Source organism: Tahibacter aquaticus (genome assembly GCF_004363655.1).
GTDB classification, from domain to species: domain Bacteria; phylum Pseudomonadota; class Gammaproteobacteria; order Xanthomonadales; family Rhodanobacteraceae; genus Tahibacter; species Tahibacter aquaticus.
In genome coordinates, this window is sequence record NZ_SNZH01000007.1 from 37,682 (window position 1) to 54,876 (window position 17,195).

At 66.7% G+C, this 17,195-nt stretch carries 14 protein-coding genes and 1 pseudogene; 2 read left to right on the top strand and 13 right to left on the bottom strand.

The window, feature by feature from the left end; translation table 11 throughout:
- Window positions 1-76: 76 nt before the first annotated feature.
- The 4 genes from DFR29_RS12520 to DFR29_RS12535 all read right to left on the bottom strand — a co-directional run bounded on the left by DFR29_RS12520 (window position 77) and on the right by DFR29_RS12535 (window position 2,374).
- Window positions 77-307, bottom strand: a complete 231-nt coding sequence (locus tag DFR29_RS12520; protein ID WP_133818954.1) for a hypothetical protein — start codon at window positions 305-307, stop codon at window positions 77-79.
- A gap of 248 nt (window positions 308-555) precedes the next feature.
- A complete protein-coding gene (locus DFR29_RS12525) occupies window positions 556-1,062 on the bottom strand; it encodes a GNAT family N-acetyltransferase (protein ID WP_133818955.1) in 507 nt (168 codons plus the stop codon).
- Window positions 1,063-1,076: 14 nt separating this feature from the next.
- On the bottom strand, window positions 1,077-1,847 hold the full coding sequence (locus tag DFR29_RS12530) for a dimethylarginine dimethylaminohydrolase family protein (RefSeq protein WP_133818956.1): 771 nt from the start codon (window positions 1,845-1,847) through the stop codon (window positions 1,077-1,079).
- A gap of 95 nt (window positions 1,848-1,942) precedes the next feature.
- Complete coding sequence (locus DFR29_RS12535) at window positions 1,943-2,374, bottom strand: VOC family protein (RefSeq protein ID WP_133818957.1); 432 nt, start codon at window positions 2,372-2,374, stop codon at window positions 1,943-1,945.
- Window positions 2,375-2,439: 65 nt separating this feature from the next.
- On the opposite strand from DFR29_RS12535, the gene DFR29_RS12540 reads away from it, so the two are divergent.
- Both DFR29_RS12540 and DFR29_RS12545 read left to right on the top strand, forming a co-directional pair.
- Entirely contained in the window at window positions 2,440-3,114 is a 675-nt protein-coding gene (locus tag DFR29_RS12540) for a TetR/AcrR family transcriptional regulator (protein WP_133818958.1), read from the top strand.
- 114 nt (window positions 3,115-3,228) lie between these two features.
- Window positions 3,229-3,789, top strand: a complete 561-nt coding sequence (locus tag DFR29_RS12545) for a hypothetical protein (protein ID WP_133818959.1) — start codon at window positions 3,229-3,231, stop codon at window positions 3,787-3,789.
- A 45-nt stretch (window positions 3,790-3,834) separates the two neighbouring features.
- Here the strand turns inward: DFR29_RS12545 and DFR29_RS12550 are convergent, their stop codons facing one another.
- The 9 genes and pseudogenes from DFR29_RS12550 to DFR29_RS12590 form a co-directional block, all read right to left on the bottom strand.
- A complete protein-coding gene (locus DFR29_RS12550) occupies window positions 3,835-4,719 on the bottom strand; it encodes a hypothetical protein (protein WP_133818960.1) in 885 nt (294 codons plus the stop codon).
- 123 nt (window positions 4,720-4,842) lie between these two features.
- Window positions 4,843-6,090 (bottom strand): hypothetical protein, encoded by a 1,248-nt coding sequence (locus DFR29_RS12555; RefSeq protein WP_133818961.1) that lies wholly within the window; start codon window positions 6,088-6,090, stop codon window positions 4,843-4,845.
- 161 nt (window positions 6,091-6,251) lie between these two features.
- Entirely contained in the window at window positions 6,252-9,776 is a 3,525-nt protein-coding gene (locus tag DFR29_RS12560; RefSeq protein WP_166654052.1) for a S8 family serine peptidase, read from the bottom strand.
- A gap of 458 nt (window positions 9,777-10,234) precedes the next feature.
- Window positions 10,235-10,822: an ECF-type sigma factor gene (locus DFR29_RS12565; RefSeq protein ID WP_133818963.1), complete on the bottom strand. Its 588-nt coding sequence runs from the start codon at window positions 10,820-10,822 to the stop codon at window positions 10,235-10,237.
- An 87-nt stretch (window positions 10,823-10,909) separates the two neighbouring features.
- Window positions 10,910-12,166 (bottom strand): pepsin-like aspartic protease, encoded by a 1,257-nt coding sequence (locus tag DFR29_RS12570; RefSeq protein WP_133818964.1) that lies wholly within the window; start codon window positions 12,164-12,166, stop codon window positions 10,910-10,912.
- Between the two features lie 45 nt (window positions 12,167-12,211).
- Window positions 12,212-12,697 (bottom strand): annotated as a pseudogene (locus DFR29_RS12575) (protein kinase domain-containing protein); the annotation flags it as partial.
- 138 nt (window positions 12,698-12,835) lie between these two features.
- Complete coding sequence (locus DFR29_RS12580; RefSeq protein WP_133818966.1) at window positions 12,836-15,379, bottom strand: serine/threonine-protein kinase; 2,544 nt, start codon at window positions 15,377-15,379, stop codon at window positions 12,836-12,838.
- 65 nt (window positions 15,380-15,444) lie between these two features.
- Window positions 15,445-16,029 carry an ECF-type sigma factor gene (locus DFR29_RS12585; protein WP_133818967.1) on the bottom strand — a complete coding sequence of 195 codons (585 nt, stop codon included), beginning with the start codon at window positions 16,027-16,029 and terminating at the stop codon, window positions 15,445-15,447.
- Window positions 16,030-16,523: 494 nt separating this feature from the next.
- Window positions 16,524-17,063 (bottom strand): GNAT family N-acetyltransferase, encoded by a 540-nt coding sequence (locus tag DFR29_RS12590; protein WP_243746038.1) that lies wholly within the window; start codon window positions 17,061-17,063, stop codon window positions 16,524-16,526.
- Window positions 17,064-17,195: the final 132 nt, after the last annotated feature.

The following is a 17,195-nucleotide window of genomic DNA, read 5'->3' on the forward strand; positions in this document are numbered from 1 at the left end:
CGTTACGATCGATCTTGATAAGCATCGCATGTAGAAGAAGCCCCGCACACGGCGAGGCTTCTAGCCTAGCATCAAGCTATTTGGTGCGTTCCATTAGCTCGAAGTCGTGCTCTGAACCAGAGTAGTGAATGAGCCCGTACTTCGACGACTCCACTAGCGCGCCGATGGAGAGATAACTCCATTCATTCATCGGATAACGACTCGAGAACTTACCTTGATCGATTACCGCAACGACACTACCTGTGTCTCCTCCACCAAGATCAACGGTGTCTCCTAGCAAAACAGGCCTGCCGCCGCAATATTTCATGGTTGCCTCCTGGGAACTCCCTTTACAGGCAGCCGCGCGTGCGCGAGCGAGCACTACGCGCGCAATGCCACGGCCGGTCCTTGCTGTCGGTGAAGTGCGAATGGGGTGTCGTGCAGGCGACGCGTCTATTGGACCGGATCGGCGTCGGCCCAGTCTTCAACTAGGCGTTAAGTGCCTTTGCCATTTTTTTAAAACGCGAATTCGCAGGCGGACTGAGAAATGCACAGGCGGCCACAGTGGCGCGCTATTCAGTAGTCGATGGCAAAGACGCTGGATCTGACGCCGTCGGCCGACTCCATCGAGCGCTCGAAGCGCAATCCCATCTTTTCCAGCAAACCGATCGACCGCACATTGTGCGGCGCGGCGATCGCCAGCACCCGTCGCAGCCCCAGCCCGTCCCGCGCATAGTCCAGCGTCGCCTGTGCCGCTTCGGCCGCATAGCCCTGGCCCCAGTAAGCGGGCAGCAGGGCATAGCCGATGTCGACGTGTTCCAGCGTGTCGCGCTTGATAAGGCCGCACATGCCGATGGCCTGGCCGGTGGATTTCAGGTCTACGCGATAGAGGCCGTGGCCGCAGCGCTGGTACATGGCGAGCGGACCGTTGATCAGGTAGTTGCGCGCATCGTCGAGGGTGCGCACGCCTTTGTCGCCGATGAACTCCAGCCAGGAAGGCTCGTTCACCAGTTGCAGAATAAATTCTGCGTCATCAGATACAAAGTGTTCCAGGCGCAGGCGCGGGGTTTCGATCACGCTCATTGCGGCACGTCCGGTCAGTAGCGCAGCGAAAGGCAGCTCAGGCCGCCGTCCATCTTGCGGAATTCGCTCATGTCCAGCTCGATCAGGGCATAGCCCAGTTCGCGCAGGCGTGCAGCCGTGCGGCGATAGCCGGCGGCGATCAGCACATGGTCGTTCACGCGTACCGCATTGGCTGCATACATTTCGTCGGACTCCACCAGCACGCGCTCGTAGGCGGCAAAAGCCGGATGCGCGGCCAGCGCCTCGATCAGCAGCAGGCGGCCGTCGCCGAGCCAGCTCATGCCGCTTTTCAGATGCAGGATGCCGTCGACGCCGTGAATATCGACCAGGCTGCTGCTGTAGCCCGCCTCGTGCAGCAGGGCGGCCAGCTGCTGCGCACCGGCTTCGTTGGTCCGTGCCGAGACACCGATGAACACATGTTCGCCGGCCTCGCAGATGTCGCCGCCGTCGACGCTGCCCGGCGCAGCGATCGCCTGCAGCGGCAAGCCCTGGTTTTCCAGGCAGATTCGTATGGCTTCGATCTCGCCGACGCGGCTGGCCGCACCGGGCAAGGTCAGCACGCGGCAGCGCGGCAGCAGTACCGCCGTGTCTTCGACGAAGGTGGCGTCGGGGTGGCGCGGGTCAGCGGGCAGCGCAGTCAGTTGCAGGCCGCAGCGCTGCAGTGCGGCGCAATACTGCGCGTGCTGTGCCAGGGCGAGGTTGAAGTCGGGCGGCCCCAGGTCTTCACGGGTAAGGCCGTCGGCGAAATTCTTGCTGGGCGGGCGAACGATCGCTTGCGTGAACACGGGCGGACTCGCGGCACTGGGTTGGGCACGTTAGCGGCTTCGTGGCCTCCTGTGAAGCGGTCTGGCTGCAGCGGCGGCGGCTTGTGCAGTAAGCCTCAGGCGCCAGTCGGCAGGGCGTTGGCGTCGTACTGCGCCGCAAACTGCGCGGTCGGCGGAATGGGCGTGATGATGTCGATCAGCACGCCGTTGGGATCGGCGGTGATGAAATGACGCTGGCCGAAGTCTTCGTCGCGCAGGCTGCGCAGTATCGGCAGCCCGGCAGCGACGAGGCGTTCGTGTACGCCATCCACATCGTCCACCTCGAAGTTCAGCAGCAGGCCGGCGGCCCGGCCGCGGCCTGTGGCGGGAATGGTGTCGTGCTGGCCGTCGAGTACTGCCAGGTTCACCGCGGCATCGCCGTGCAGCTGCAGGTGTACGTACCAGTCGCTGCTGAACAGGGCGACGAAGCCGAAATGCCGCTGGTAGAAAGCCGCTGTGCCGGCCACGTCGCCGGTCATGATCACGGGGTAGTAGCTGCTGACTTTCATCTTGTGTCTCCGTGGTTCTGCATACAGACTGTATGTGGATTGAAATTAACATACAGGCTGTATGTATGCCAAGAAGCAAAGCCAAGCCACCGTTGCGCGCCCGCCCTGCCAAACCCGAGCCCGTCAAGCCAGCACCGCGCAGCAACCGCGACCGCACCGACGCCACTCGACTGGCCCTGCTCGATGCGGCACGCGAGCTGTTCGTGCGCAAGGGTTATGGCGATACCTCCACGCCCGAGGTGTGCGTGGCCGCCGGCATCACCCGCGGCGCGCTGTATCACCACTTTGTGGACAAGCGCGATCTGTTCCGCCAGGTGCTGCTGCGCGAGGCGCAGGCGGCGCATGCGCAGATCGAAGCCGCCAGTCCGCCCGGACTCGATGCGCCGTCAGCGCTGCTGGCCGGCAGCGAAGCCTATCTGGATGCGATGCGCGTGGCCGGACGCACGCGCCTGCTGTTGCTGGAAGGGCCGGCCGTGCTCGGCCTGAAGGAAGTGCTGGCGCTGGACGAGGCGCATGCGGCGGCGAGCCTGCGCCAGGGGCTTCGCGCCTGTGCGGTCGGCGCGGGCAGCGTATCGATCGCGGCGCTGGCGCCGCTGCTGGCAGCGGCGTTCGATCGTGCCGCGCTGGAAATCGACGCCGGCGCCGACGCGCAGGCCACGCGGGCGGCGATGCTGTGGCTGGTGCGCAGCGTGGCCGGAATCGCTGCGCCGGCGGCGAAACCGGCGCGGCGCAAACACTGAGCCGTCTGCCGGCGGAAGCCAGCAGGGCGGCGGCGTGTTCTTATCGTGCGTCGCCGGTTGCGCTATCTGCCTGATGGCAGAAGGTGTTGCATCCATTGCTGTCAGGAGGGTTTCGTGGCCAGGAAGATTCTGTCGATGCGCAGCCTGTTGCCGATTTCGCTGTTGTTCCTCGCGGCCTGCGCGCAGACGCTGCCGCGTCCTGCCGCTGCTACGCCAGCGGCGCCGGCCAACCACGGCAAGGTGCAGGCAAGCCTGATCGACGCCCAGGCCGCCGATCGCCATGTCGCCGACGGCGACGTGCAATACCAGTCGCCGCAGGCCTGGCCCGACAATGCCATGCCGGACTGTCCGCCTGCTTTGCTCGCGCAGCGCCTGCCGCCGCAGCGGGTCGCGGTGCGGCTGATCGTCGATACGCAAGGCCGGGTTGCCGACGTGCAGCGCCTGGCCGCGGCAGAGGCCCCGGCGCCGGACGCATTCTTTGCCAGCGTGCAGGCTGCCGTGCAGCAATGGCAGTTTTCTCCACTGGTGGAACTGCGTCCTGGCCCGCCTACCGAACTGGTCGTCGGCGATGTGTCGACGCGCTATAAAAGCAAGGCGACGCCGCTGCCGTTCCACCAGGACTACGCCTTCCGCTCCGAGCAGCACGAAGGCAAGCCTGCGGTAACGACGGATTGATCTGCCGGCGACGCTGCCGGCACAGCGTCGCCGGCGCCCAGCGGCTTAGAGCGCCTTGACGCAACCGTCCAGCCAGACCACGTGCTTGAACTGGTCGTAACGCGAGAACGTGCCGGTCAGCACAATCTTGTCGCGCTCGCGCAGGGTCAGCGCGTAGGCGGTCTGGTTTTTCGCCATGATGCAGCTGATGCTGACCTTGAACTGCGCGCCCATCGGGCCGGGCTTGATCAGCATGTCGCCGGGCTCGGGAATGTCGAAGCCGACGTTGTAGTCGTCGCCGTCTTCCATGATGAAGGCCGCGCGCCCGGTCAGGGTGTATTTCTTGCCTTTGTAGCGCGGGTTGATGGTCGACTGGTTTTCGTTGGCCTGGTTGGCCAGCTTGAGCGAGAACGCCAGCGCGTCGAGTTTTTCCGGCGCGGCGGTGGCGGTGCGTGCGGCCGCGTCCCTGGCGGCGCGCTCGCCGGCGGCGCCAGGCTTGAGCGTCGCCAGCATCTTGCAGATTTCCTCGCGCATGCTGTCGGCCTTGGTCAAGGCGCCACGGCCGAGTTTCACTTCCAGGCTCACGGTGGTGACGCTGTTTTCCTGCGCCGCGCTGACGATCATGGGAATGGGTTTGTGCTGGAAGGTTTCCGGCTCTTCGATCAGCAGGCTGCCGCCTTCCGCATCGGCGGCGAGCACGTTCATTTTCTTTTCCAGCGCAGTAGCCTGCATCTGGTTGATGGCGCTGGCGACGCTGAGGTCGGCCAGCGCCACTGACGAGCGATAGCTGCTGCCGGTGAAGGCATTGCCCTGTTTGCTGAAATTGGATTCGCAATTGCCGGCGAACGATGGGGCCGAGCCGATCAGGCTGGCCAGGCACAGGGCGCTCGCCAGGCGCCGCGTCAACGCCGCCGCAGGCCGCATTCCCGTGCCGGTTTCTGTAGTACGCATAGCCACTCCATTGCCGTTCAATGAGGTGGCACGCTAACCACGCGGTGCGCCGGGCTTGTTCGAAAAAAGTTAGGCGACACGGCGCGTTACCAATTCGTTATCGATACCGCGCCGTCGTTTTGCTCAAAGCGCCTGTTCGAAGCCGTCGGCGAAGATCGTCTCGGACGCCCGCGCCACGAATACGCCGCTGCCCCATTCGACCTGGTTGTCGCCGGCCGGGTGCAGCGCGGCGACAAAAGCAAGATCGCCGGTGTCGTTGAGGCTGGGCGCGCCGGCAAATACGGCGTCGGTGCTGTTGTTCTGGCCGATCTGCGCCTTGCCCAGGTCAGTCTGCAACACATCGCCCTTGCCGACGGCCCGCTGCAGCTGCGTGCCGTCGCTGACGAAGATGGCCTGGCCGTCCTCGTCCTTGCCGCGAAAGGCGACCAGGCCGGCATCGGTGATCGCGGGCGGGAACGCGTCGATCTCGCGCACCAGGCCGGCCGGGTCGACCACGGCGATCTCGCTCAATGCGGCGCCGTCGACGCGGTACACCACGCGCCGGTTGTCGGCGAAGCGCGTGGCGACGAAGGCCACGCGGCCGCTGTCGCTCACGCCGACCGAGTTGTCGAACTGGCGGATCGGCGAGGCGGCGTCGGTGCCGCGATTGGCCGCCAGCCGGGTCGAATTGCCGTCGCTGGCGAAGCGGCGGATTTCGGTCGCCGTGGTGAAGTCGGCCGAGGTGGCGACCTTGGCCACGATCGTGCGCGCATCGTCGAAGTTGGGCGTGTACAGGTAGGTATAGCTGCTGCCCGGATCGACGCTGCGGTCGACCACGTGCAGCGCAGCGCCGCCCGCGGCGGCCCGCGAGGCATGGCCGCGGCCGCTGCCAAAACTGCCCTGGAAGCCGATGTCGCCGCTGTTGTTGATCGCCGCCGAGCTGTAGCTGCTCGGAAACACCGGTGCGGTGCCGATGCGCTCGGCGCTCTGCAGCGCATCGTCGTAGCGGTAGATGCCGTCGGCGCTGCCGGTCTCGACCAGGGTGAACACCACTTGGCCGGCGTCGTTCATGCGCACGGCGGAACTCACCAGCGCATCGACCGGGCCGCGGAACACGATGCTGCCGCTGCCGTTGCCGCCGAACCAGATGCCGGGTGTGCTGCTGGCGCCGTCGGGGACGACCTGTACCGCGAAGGCGACGCGGCCGGCGTCGTCGATGTCGGCCGTGATGCTGTTGAAGGACGAGCCCGGCGGCAGGTTGTAGCCGTTGTCGTTGACCAGCAGATTGCTGCGCGCCTGCAGTTGCGGCGGGGCGTAGCTGGGCAGTTCGGCTAGGGCGGGCAGAGCGCTGCCGGCGAGTACCAGCGCAAGAAGCAAGGTCGGGGTGTGCATACGGCAAGTCCTCGGGCGAACGTTCGACCCCGCAGACTAGCCGCTGCGCTGCCGTATGTCGTGGCAGCGGTCACTGTTTGGCAGCGGCGCCGCGCGTCGCGGCCTGCCAACGAAAGCGGCGCTGCCGTAGCAGCGCCGCCGGTACGCTTACCTCAAGGACTTCAGTTGCAGCTGCTGACCTGTCCGCTTTCGAAGCCGTTCTTGAACAGACGGTCGACGACCGTGCCGCCCAGATTGACGTCGTCGAGGAAGAAGCCCTGGAACTCCGCCGCCGAATCCGACGAGAAGCGCCAGCGCAGCTTGATCGACTGGCCGACATAGGCGCTCAGGTTACGCGTGAACGGCTTCCACACCGCCACCGCCGTGCCATTGCCCGGATCGGCATTGCTGGTGGCTGTGGTCACCCCGTTGAACGCGCCGCGCGTGTTCGGGAAACCGCAGCCGTTGCCCTGGGTATCGGCGAACGAGCTGGGATAGCCGCCGTCGGGCGGCAGGTCGGCCCAGGTCGTGCCGTTGTCGGTGGAGATTTCCATCACGGCGCCGTCCCAGCGGTGCTCGATGTCGTAGCGCGCGTTGAAGTTCAGCGTGCTCGCACCGGCCTGCACGGCGATGCTCGGCGTGGTGACCGAACTGCACAGGTCGCCGCCGTAGGTGCCGGACTCGTTACCCATGAAGTAGTTGCGGCCGCCGCCCGGCGACGGGTTGAGCGTGCTCAGGTGCCAGGGCGATTCGCTCAGCAGGTAGATGCTGCTGTCGCCGTTGTCGGCATAGTCGTCGCTGGAGACACCGTTGGGGCCGACCGGCGTAGTGCCTAGTACGGCGCTGAAGCCGCCGCTGTTGCCGGCTGCGTCGCGGCCTTCGACGCGATAGAAATACGCCGTGCCCGGATTCGGCGTGGTGTCGTCGAAGGTAATGCCCGGATTGGCCGCGGCCAGCGTGACCGGCGCGGCGAAGGCCAGGCTGGTATCGCGTTCCACTTTGTATTCCATCGACGAAGCCGGGCAGTTGCTGCTGCCGGCCTGCCAGCCCAGGGCGATGTGGCAGTTGCTGCCTTCGGTCGAGCCGATGGCGAAGCTGTCGGTGTCGAACTGCGGCTGCAAGGTGCAGGCGGCGGTCGAGGTGAGGTCGATGCAGTTGGACACGTCGCCTTCGACATCGCCGGCCACGCCGCGGATCGTGTAGGCGTAGCTGTAGCCGCCCTGGGCGGTGGTGTCGATCAGCGGGCTGGCCGCACCGGTGCCGACCAGGTGGAAATTACCCGCAGCGGCGGTGGCACAGGTGCCGGTGGCGCGGTAGAGCTGGTAGCTCTGCGCACCCGCCGCACCGGTGAAGGCGACGCTGCTGGTATTGCCGACCGTGGTCGCGGTGGTGGCCGTCGGCGCCGGATGCGCGGCGGCGGCGGGCAGGCCGAAGTTGCCGCTGACCGCCAGCGCATAGCCCTGGCGCGTGCTGTTGGCACTGCCGTCGCCGGGCACGTTGGTGGCCTTGACGCGGAAGGTATAGCTGCCGGCCGTGGGCGCGCTCAGGCGTACCTGCTCGACGGTGTTGCGCACATCGGCTACGCCACCGGTGATGGACGCGCCAGCGGCCAGCACGTTGCCGAGGTAGGTGCCGCCGGGGCCGACCACTTCCAGGTCGAGGTTGTTGACCAGCGCAATCGCCGCGCCCGGCGTGCCGGGCACGTCGTACCAGGTCAGCGTGGCGCGCAGTTCCTGGCCGGCGGCGACATTGGCAATGGTGTATTCCTGTACTTCGCCGGTGCGCATGCCGGCCAGCTGGGTGCGCTCGAACAGGCGCAGGCGGCGGCTGTCGTCGCCGCCGGCCAGCGTAGTGGAGAAGTACAGATTACCGTCCAGCCAGGCGCGGCCCCAGCCGGTGTCGTTGCCGCCGAAGCCGGCGGCGATCGGGTTGGTGCCGTTGAGCAGGGTCGCCTTCATCACCATGCCGCCCGGGATGAACTGGTCGGCGGCGGTCTTGGCGCCGCGCGGGTAGAAGCCTTCGGTGAAGAACTGGCGCATCAGTGCGGCGGAGCCCGACACCGTCGGCGCGGCCATCGAGGTGCCAGTCAGCGCCTTGGTCGCCGGCGCTTCGGGATTGGCCGTGGTGCTGGAATCGCCCGCGGCAGAAACGATGGACGTGCCCGGCGCCGTGATGTCCGGCTTGATGCGGCCGTCGTCGGTGGGTCCGCGGCTGCTCTGGAAATTGATGGCCAGGCTGCCCGCATGGCCGAGCATGCCGACCGTCAGCGCGTTCTTGGCATTGCCCGGCGTGCCGGTACTGCCGACCGCGGGGCCGCTGTTGCCGGCGGAGACGACGAACAGCAGGCCTTCGTTGTCACGCAGGCCCTGGTCGGCGGAAACGTCGTTGGCCGAATAGGCGGCAGCCGTCGGCGCGCCCCAGCTGGAGCTGTGGATGAAGGCGCCGCCGCCGGTGGTCTGGGAGAACATGTCGTTGACTGCACCGCCGGCCAGGCAGCCGCTGGTGTCGTTGCCGATGTCCTGTACCAGCAGCTGCGCGTTCGGCGCCATGCCGTCGGCCAGTTCGTGGTTCAGCGCGGTGGGCGTCGAGGCGAGGTAGTTGCTCGCCCCGAAGGTGCCGGCCGCATCGCCGGCGATGGTGCCGGCGACATGCGTGCCGTGCCAGCTCGTCGAAGAGGGCGATCCGGGACAGGTGTTGTTGTTGTCGTTGGCGGTGGCGCCCGGCTGGATCCAATAGTTGATGATCTTGTTGGTCGGGTTCGGCGGCAGCACGGCCGGCGGCAGCGGCGAGGCTGGCGTCGGGATGGCGGTGACCGGGCCGGCGCCCTTGTCCAGCGTGGTGAACCAGGCTTCGTTCGCATCGACGCCGGAATCGGACAAGGCCACGATCTGGCCCGAGCCGAACAGGTTGTGGTCGAACATCGGCGACGGCGCGGTCGGCGCGCCGCTGCCGGCACCGGCGTTGTTGGTGTTATTGCCCTGGACGGCACCGATGGAGGCGGAATTGTCGAGGTAAGGCTGCACGTACTGGCCGACGAAGGAGACGCCTTCCATCGCCGTCGCCGCGACTACCAGGCGCGACAGGTTCTGCTCTGCCACGCGCACGCGAACGGTGGGCAGGGAGTCATGTTCGCTGACCACGACCGGGCTCGCATCGGCGCTCTTGCGCAGGGTTTCGGCGATCTGCCGGGCCGACGTGCCGGCGAAGCCGAATACCTGGACTTCATAGCCGCCGTAGGGGCTCTTGGCCAGCTCGGCGCGGTTTTCCAGGAACAGGTTCGGATCGAGCTTCATGCCGGGCTGGAAAATGCCGGCCCAGCGCACCTGCGCACTGCTCTGCAGGCGTTCCAGCGTGCCTTGTGCTTTCAGTTCCACCACGTAGGCGCGGTTGGGAATGTAGGCGACGACGCGATAACCCTGTTTCTCCAGGCGCGCGCGCGCGGTGCGGTCGGCCGGATCGAACTGGGCGATGGCATAGCGGCTGGAGGCCACGTCGGCGGCGGCGCCGGTGGCGGAAAAGTCGATGCGCTGGCGTTGCGGATCGATGGCGCCGGACCGCAACAGCAGCAGGCCGGCGTCGGCGACGACGGCATCGGTAAGGGCTTCGGGCGTCGTGCGCTGCGGACGCACGGTTTCAAGAGTGGTGGCGGAAGCGAACTGCATGGCTACGGCGAGTGAAATTGCCGCGGCAAGTCGGTGACGGTTCATTGCAAACATCCCCAGCGTGTCTAGTATAAATTTGCATTGTCCATTAGGGAACAACGCTGTCAGTGACGGAACCATGCCGGGGCTGCAACAGACTTGCGGCATGGAGCCGCGCTTTGATCATCCGCAGCAACTGTGTCCATTCGCAATGGAATGGAAAGTCGGGGGCGACACTGTGACCGGTACAATTGCGCGCTGCGTACCAATTCCTGTAAGGATTTCAACGATTGATCAGGTCATCTTCGCAGCGGCTGGGCCGGGCCGGTAACGGCGGGCAGGTGCTCCGGCTTGGCTGCGGGTGTCTTCGCCGATGCGGTTCAAGCCGGGCGGCAGGCGGCGATCCGCGTCGTTCGCCCGCGCAGCGAACAGGGCTCTGCGGCGCTGTAGCAGGCGCATGCACCTCGGCGTGATTTTGAATTTCTGACGCCGATTTCAACGCGCCGGCGCGCGGCGCGGGCGTTTCAGGCCAGCGGGCGCAGGCGATCGGCCAGCCAGACCTTGGCAAAGCGCCAGTGACGTACCACGCTGGCGCGGGAAATGCCGCTGGCGGCGGCGATTTCGTCGGTCGTCATGCCGGAAAAGAACTTCAGCTCGACCACCTGGGCGCAGGCGGCATCGATACGCTCCAGCGCATCCAGCGCGGCGTGTACCGCCAGCCAGTCGACCTGCAGGTCGATGCGGTCGTCGCCGGCTTCTTCGCCGGCCTGGTCCAGGCCGACGAAGCGCAGGCCGCCGCCGCGTTTGTCGCTGTCGCGCGAGCGCACATAGTCGATGACAAAATGGCGCGTCGCCCGCGCCGCCGCGGCGAAGAAATGGCCGCGGTCGCGGTATTCGATGGCGTTGTGCTGGCTCAGCCGCGCGTAGGTTTCGTTGGCCAGCTCAGTTGCGCTGAGGGTGAGGTGGTTGCGGCTGGCACGCAGGCGCGCATGGGCAATATCGTGCAGCACCGGATAGACGGCTTCGGCCAGGTTTTCCCGCGCCGTGGCGTCGCCGTCGCGCCATTGCGCCAGCAGTGCGGTGATGTCGGTGGCGGTGGTGTTGTCGTTCATGCGCGGGCGTGGCGTGTCATCCGTAGTGGGCCACCTGGCCAATGCCGATGCCCGGGCCGATAGTACCGGGCCAAGCTGCAGTTCGGCTCAGCGTGCGGCAGCGACACGTACGCGGCCGGTAGCGTGGTCGCGCCGGTCGAAGATGCAGTAGCGGCCGCTGAGCAGGGGCAGGCCAAGAATGCTCTGGTTCGGCCACTGCGGCAGCTGCGGCAACAGCAGGAACAGGCTTTCGCCGGCGCGAAACGCATTGCGCTGCCAATAATGGCTGGGTTCGCAGCGCAGGCAGACCTCGCCACCGCTGCAGGATTCCAGGCGGAAATGCAGGGCCGGCCAGTCGGCTACATCGATGGCCGCATTGGCCAGGCCGTGTTCGTTCTGGAAGCGCTGGCGGAAGGCGTCGATCAGGCCGGGCAGGCGCGCATCGTGCGCGGCGATGCCGGCAACCACGGCCTGGTACAGCGCGTTTTCCAGCACGATGAAACTGCTGCCCGTATCGATGATGGCGTTGCTGGCATAGCCGGCGACGTCCGCCGGCGCCAGGGCCGCTGCGGCAATCGGCGCCTGGTCGCCGACCTGTACCGAGATGAGGTTGGCGTTGTAGTACAGGTCGTGGACGATGCGAATGTCCTGCAGCGCGCCGTGGTACAGCGACTGGCATTCTTCGCCGCCGCCCACCACCAGCACGCCCTGGTTGAGCGGATCGCGCGCCAGGCTGCCGGCAGTCGCGGCATCGTCCAGCACATGGACGACGGCGCGCTGGATCTGCAGCGCAAAGACGTCGGCGACCAGGCCTTCCTGCGCCAGCGCCTGGAACAGCGGCGGCAAGGTGACACGGGGCTGCTGCAGCAGTTCCTGCTTGAAGGCGCTCTGCGCTGCGGCATCGCCCAGCGTATACGGCCAGGGCCAGGTCAGCGCCGGCTCGCGGCCTTGCCGGCGCAAGGGCGTACTCATGTCGTGCGCCGGGTTCAGATGCCGGTACGCCAGGCCGAGAATGCCATCGGCGTCGCGGAAGAAACTGCGCGAATCGGTTTCGACGAAAGCAAATGCCGCGTCGTCGATGCGCCGTGCGTGCTCGCCCTGGCCGAAGCCGACCTGCGTCTGCAGTACCGGGCCTGCCCAGGCGCCCTTGCCGTAGGTTACCTGCTGCGCCAGGGCGGTGGCCTTGAGCCGGCTGTCCTGCTGCGGCGCGTAACGCCCCGGCGTGACCGCCAGCGTACTGCTGCCGGTATCCAGCAGTACGTTGAGCGGACATTCGCCGCTGCCCAGGCTCAGCGCGGTGCTGTAGCCGCCCTTGGCATAGGCCAGCGTGGTGGCGAGCTGCAGGGAAGGGCGGGATGCGGTCATTGCGGCATCGTATACCAGAGCCGGCAGTCGCGGTCGCGGCCTCTGTCAGCGCAGCCTGCCTACACCGCCGGACAGGGCTCCCGTGCCGGCTGGCGACAGCGCGCCAGGCCGCGGCGCCACTGCGGTCTGCTGCAGGCCGGCTGCGCCGGCGGCATCCCGCCGCAACTCGGCGATGGCGACGTCGAGCAGTTTCGGCCGGCCGTTGCGATCGACCAGCACAGTGCCGGGCCTGATGTCGCCATGCACGATGCGCTGGCGATGGGCGTGTGCCACCGCATCGCACAGGGGCAGCCGCAGTCGCTCGCGCGGCGTCAGCGCCCGCCGCTGCTCGCGCACGTGCGGGTCGATGGGCAGGCCGTCGATGTATTCGGTCACCAGATAGCCGCTGCCATCGTCCGGTTCGCCCAGATCCAGCAGCGCGGCGACGGCCGGGTGCTGCAGCCGCGCCGGCAACGGCCGTTCCCGCGGCGGGTGCGCGTGCACGGCCGCATTGCGTAGCGCGGACTGCAGCACTTTTATCGCTACGCGCTGCGTTCGCCCGGCGGCAGATCCACCCGTTCGTCGAACAGGCGGCGTATGCGGCGAAAATGAGTTATGGACATGTTGCTAATTGGCTTTTGATATCGACAGCCACGCGCTGCCGGCGGTATGCCGGCAGCGCGTGGCGGCTCATGCGGCGGGCTCCACGCCCAGTGCGGCGGCGACGACGATCAGGCGCTGTGCCCAGGCCGCGGTATCCGCGTCGGCGGCACCGTCGCGGATTTCCTTCAGCGCCGCGGCCAGCGCCTGGCGCTGCATTTCGCTGCGGCCCAGGGCATAGCTGCTCAGCGCGTCCACCGCCAGGCCCAGCGAAAAGATGTCGAATTGCTTGATCGCCGGATAGGCCTCGATGTCGGCCAGGGCGCGCCGCACGATCGCCTGGGCCTCGGCATGCTTGCCGCGTTCGGCCAGGAAGCAGGCGGCGCTGATGCGAAACAGCGCGACATTGGTGTCCGACGGCAGCCAGACCCGTTCGGCCTGGTCCAGCGCATGGCGGAAATACGCTTCCGCCTGGTCGGCCTGATGGTCGCGGTCGTACAGATCGGCCAGGTTGAAATAGTTGCGCGCCAGGTGCGGGCTGCTTTCGCCGATCTGGTCGAGGTTGATCGCGATCACCTGTTTTTCCAGCGCAATCGCCTTGGCCAGGTTGCCGCGTTCGCGTGCCAGCCCGCGCGCCAGCGACAGCGCCGGCGCATAGCGAAGCGAGGTCTTGCTGTACATCGCGTCGGCCAGTACGAACAGCTCGTTCATGGTTGCCTCAGCCTGGTCGATCGCACCGCTGCGCAACTGCAGGAAGGCCAGATTGGACAGCGAGTCGTAGACCGCCGGCGAGCGCTCGCCCAGGCGGACGCGCTGTATCGCGAGCAGTTCCACCTGCTCCTTGATCGCATCGTCGGAGCGGCCGAGTTGCACCAGGGTCCAGGAACGCAGCTCGCTGCGCTCCTCGCGCGTGTCCGGCAGCGCGCCGGCGAGGTCCATGGTGTCGAGGATCTCCAGCGTCTTGCGCGTGTCGCCGGCCTCGTAATGGGAAAACGCCTGGGCCAGGCGCCAGCGTGCGGCCAGGTCGGCGTCGGCCGTGGCGGCCAGCGGCCGGGCCAGCAGTTCGCGTGCGCGGTCGTAGTGGGCGAGGTAGAGCTGCGTGCGCGCCTGCAACAAATCCCATTCGCTGCGTTGTAGTGAATCCAGCGTCGTTGTGTCGACTTGGTCCAGCAGCGTCTCGGCCTGACGGTACTGGCCCAGTTCCAGGTCGATGCGCGCAATCGCCACCAGCACGCGGGCACGCGAGCGCGAGCTGAGCTGCGGGCTGGCCTGGGCCTGCGCAGCAACGCGTTCGAACACATCGCGAGCAGTAAGGTCTTTGGTGGAATTGCCGCCAGGGTCGGCCGAACGCAGCGCATCCATGATCAGATTGCTCATTTCGTCGGCGCGCAATTGCTGCTCCACCGTGGCCAGGTGCTGGCGCCACAGCAGCACGCTGCCGAGCAGGCCGCTGCCGAGCAGCAGTGCCGACAAGGTCACCGCCACCCGATGGCGCGCGACGAAACGGCCGACGCGGTAGAACAGATTGCCACGCCGCGCCAGCACCGGCTGGCCATCGAGAAAACGGCGCAGATCGCCGGCCAGCTGATCGACCGAGGCGTAGCGGTCTTCCGGCCGCTTGCGCAGGCAGCGCAGCGCGATCAGGTCCAGGTCGCGCGGCACGGCGAAACGGGCACCGCGCGCGTCGTTGTCGGCGCGCCGGCTCGGCGGCGGCGGATCGACATCGCAGATCTCGTATTCCAGCTGCGCTGGCGTGCGCTGCCCCAGCACGAACGGCGGCGCACCGGCGAGCAGCTCGTACAGCAGCACGCCCAGGCCGTAGACATCGCAGGCTGCACCGATCGCACCGCCGCGCAACTGCTCCGGCGCCGCATGGCTGAGCGAGACGAAACGCTGCGCCGCGACGGTCTGTTCCACATCGATGGCGCCGACCTGGCCCAGCAGCGGCTTGGCAATGCCGAAATCCAGCAGCTTGGGATGGCCCTCGGTATCCACCAGCACGTTGCCCGGCTTCAGATCGCGATGCACGATCATGTTGCGATGCGCGTAAGCCACCACCTCGCAGACCTGCAGCAGCAGGCGCAGGCGCGGCTCCAGCCCCAGCTTGTGCGCCACCGCATAGCGATCGATCGGATCGCCCGCAACGTATTCCATGATGGCGTAGGGACTGCCGTCGTCCAGCTCGCCCAGGTCGAGCATGGTCGGAATATCCGGATGCTGCAGCAGGGCCAGCAGCTGGCGCTCCAGGCGGAAGCGCGCCAGCGTGTTCGCATCCAGCACTTCCGGCCGTATCACCTTGATGGCGACCTGCTGTTCCACCTCGCCGTCGACGCGCTCGGCCAGCCAGACACTGCCCATGCCGCCCTGGCCCAGGGCGCGGCGAATCTCGAACGCGCCGATGCGCCGGCCCAGCAAGGCCTGGCCGCGCATCGGCTCGCGTGCCGTATCGCGTACCGCACTGCGCGCGGTCAGCGGGCCGGCGGCGCCGTCGGCGTGCAGCAGATCGCGCAATTGCCGGCGCGCGCTATCGTCCAGCCCCGGCTCGCTGGCCAGGAAAGCCTCGCGCTCGGCGTCGGGCAACTCGACCAGAAGGTCGAACCACTGCTTGATGCGATGAAAAGCGCGGCTGGGCATGGAAGGACTTCAAGGCCGTCGGTGCAAGGCAAGCGACACACTGTTGCCGGGGCAGCGGCGCGCAATCAGCGCGAAGGCTGCAGCTGATCCATCAGCCAGGCCTTGGCGAAGCGCCAGTTGCGCACCACCGTCGCGCGCGACACGCCGCTGGCTTCGGCGATCTCCTCGGTGGTCAGTCCGGAGAAGAACTTCAGCTCCACCAGCTGCGCACATTCGCCGTCGATCGCTTCCAGCCGGGTCAGGGCATCGTGCACAGCCAGCCAGTCGGTGCGCAGGTCGATCAGGTCTTCGCCGCCTTCCGCATCGACCTGTTCCAGGCCGACGAAGGGCAGGCCACCGCCGCGCTTCTCGCTGCTGCGGGCGCGCAGATGATCGACCACGAAATTGCGGATCGCCCGCGCCGCGACGGCATAGAAATGCGTACGGTCGTGGAAATCCAGGTAGTCGGCGCGGGCCAGGCGCGCATACGCCTCGTTCGCCAGCTCCGTCGCACTGAAGGTGAAATCGCCGATGCAGCGCCGCAGCCGCGCCTGCGCCAGATCGCGCAGCACCGGGTAGACGGCATTCATCAATTGACTTTCCGCGGCGCGATCACCTTCGCGCCACTTGACCAGCAAGGCGGTGATATCGGGGGCTGGAATGGCAGGCATGGGGCGGACAGTAGCGAGGGAGAGGAGGGGTTACAAAGAACTTTCCCGGTGTCGCGACAACAGCATTCCTCGCAGCCGGGAGGCAACAGGGCAAGATTTACAGACTTAAGCGTATTTCAGTGGGGTAAGTTGGCACATGGGGAGGATGTGTGCGCAGCGCGGCTGACGCTGAGGATGCCGGGGGAGTGAGAGGCAAGTGTTTGAAAGATGTTAAGGGCAGGGGAATCGAACCGGACGTACGGAACGGTATAGTTCTGCCATGCTTGCTTGTTTCCTGCCGCTGCAGTGTCTGGGCAGTCCTTAGTCGTTGCTGAAAAACATCGCCTGTTTAGCTAGCCGCACCTCTTCCCGCACGACACGTCTGCTGGGACGGAAGAAGTGCGGCGGTGTATGCCATCGCGATGGCAAAGTTTTGTTCTTAGGCATGACGGTGCTACCGAAAAAGCGTGCCGCCGATGATCACATCGGCCGACGCCGGGGCCGGCGCGGATGGTCTACGCCGCGGTGAAATCTGCCGCCGTTTCGCCCGGCCTATGGCACAGCACCAGCCCCACCGCCGCAAACGCCTCGTTCCCCGCCAGGTGGCCTTCCACCCGCCGCTCCAGGCGAAAGCCTTCGGCCAGATAAAAGTGCAGCGCCGCGTCGTTGCCTTCGAGCACTTCCAGCGTCAACGGTGCGCGCGCACTGGCGACCGCGTGCCGCAGCAGTGCCCGGCCCACGCCGCGCCGGTACAACGCGGGATCGACATACAGCCAGGTCAACTCGTCGTCCTTGAACGCGACGAAGCCGGCAACCTGGCCATCGCGTTCTGCTACGCAGACCTGCGCATCGAACAGCCCTTCGCTGGCTGCGGCCTGCGCCAATGGCAGAAACGCGGCGGTGCCGGCGCTTTGGCGCAGTTCGTCCAGCCGCGCCGCATCGTGGATGGTGCAGAGGCGGGCCCAGTCGCTATCGCGATAGGCGCGTACAAGCAGTGTCGAGGTGTTGTTCATGGCCGTACCTGCCGCTGCGGGCGTCGAAGCGGTGTTGTCCATCAACGTTGCCTGATTTTTCCTCTCCGTTGCGCAAAAACGAGTCGACGGAGAGGAAAAATCGGGCTCTGTGCGATGCCAGGCGCATTCCGGCGCCGAGGCCTCACTATGCCGAAAAGACGCTGCCGAAGCATG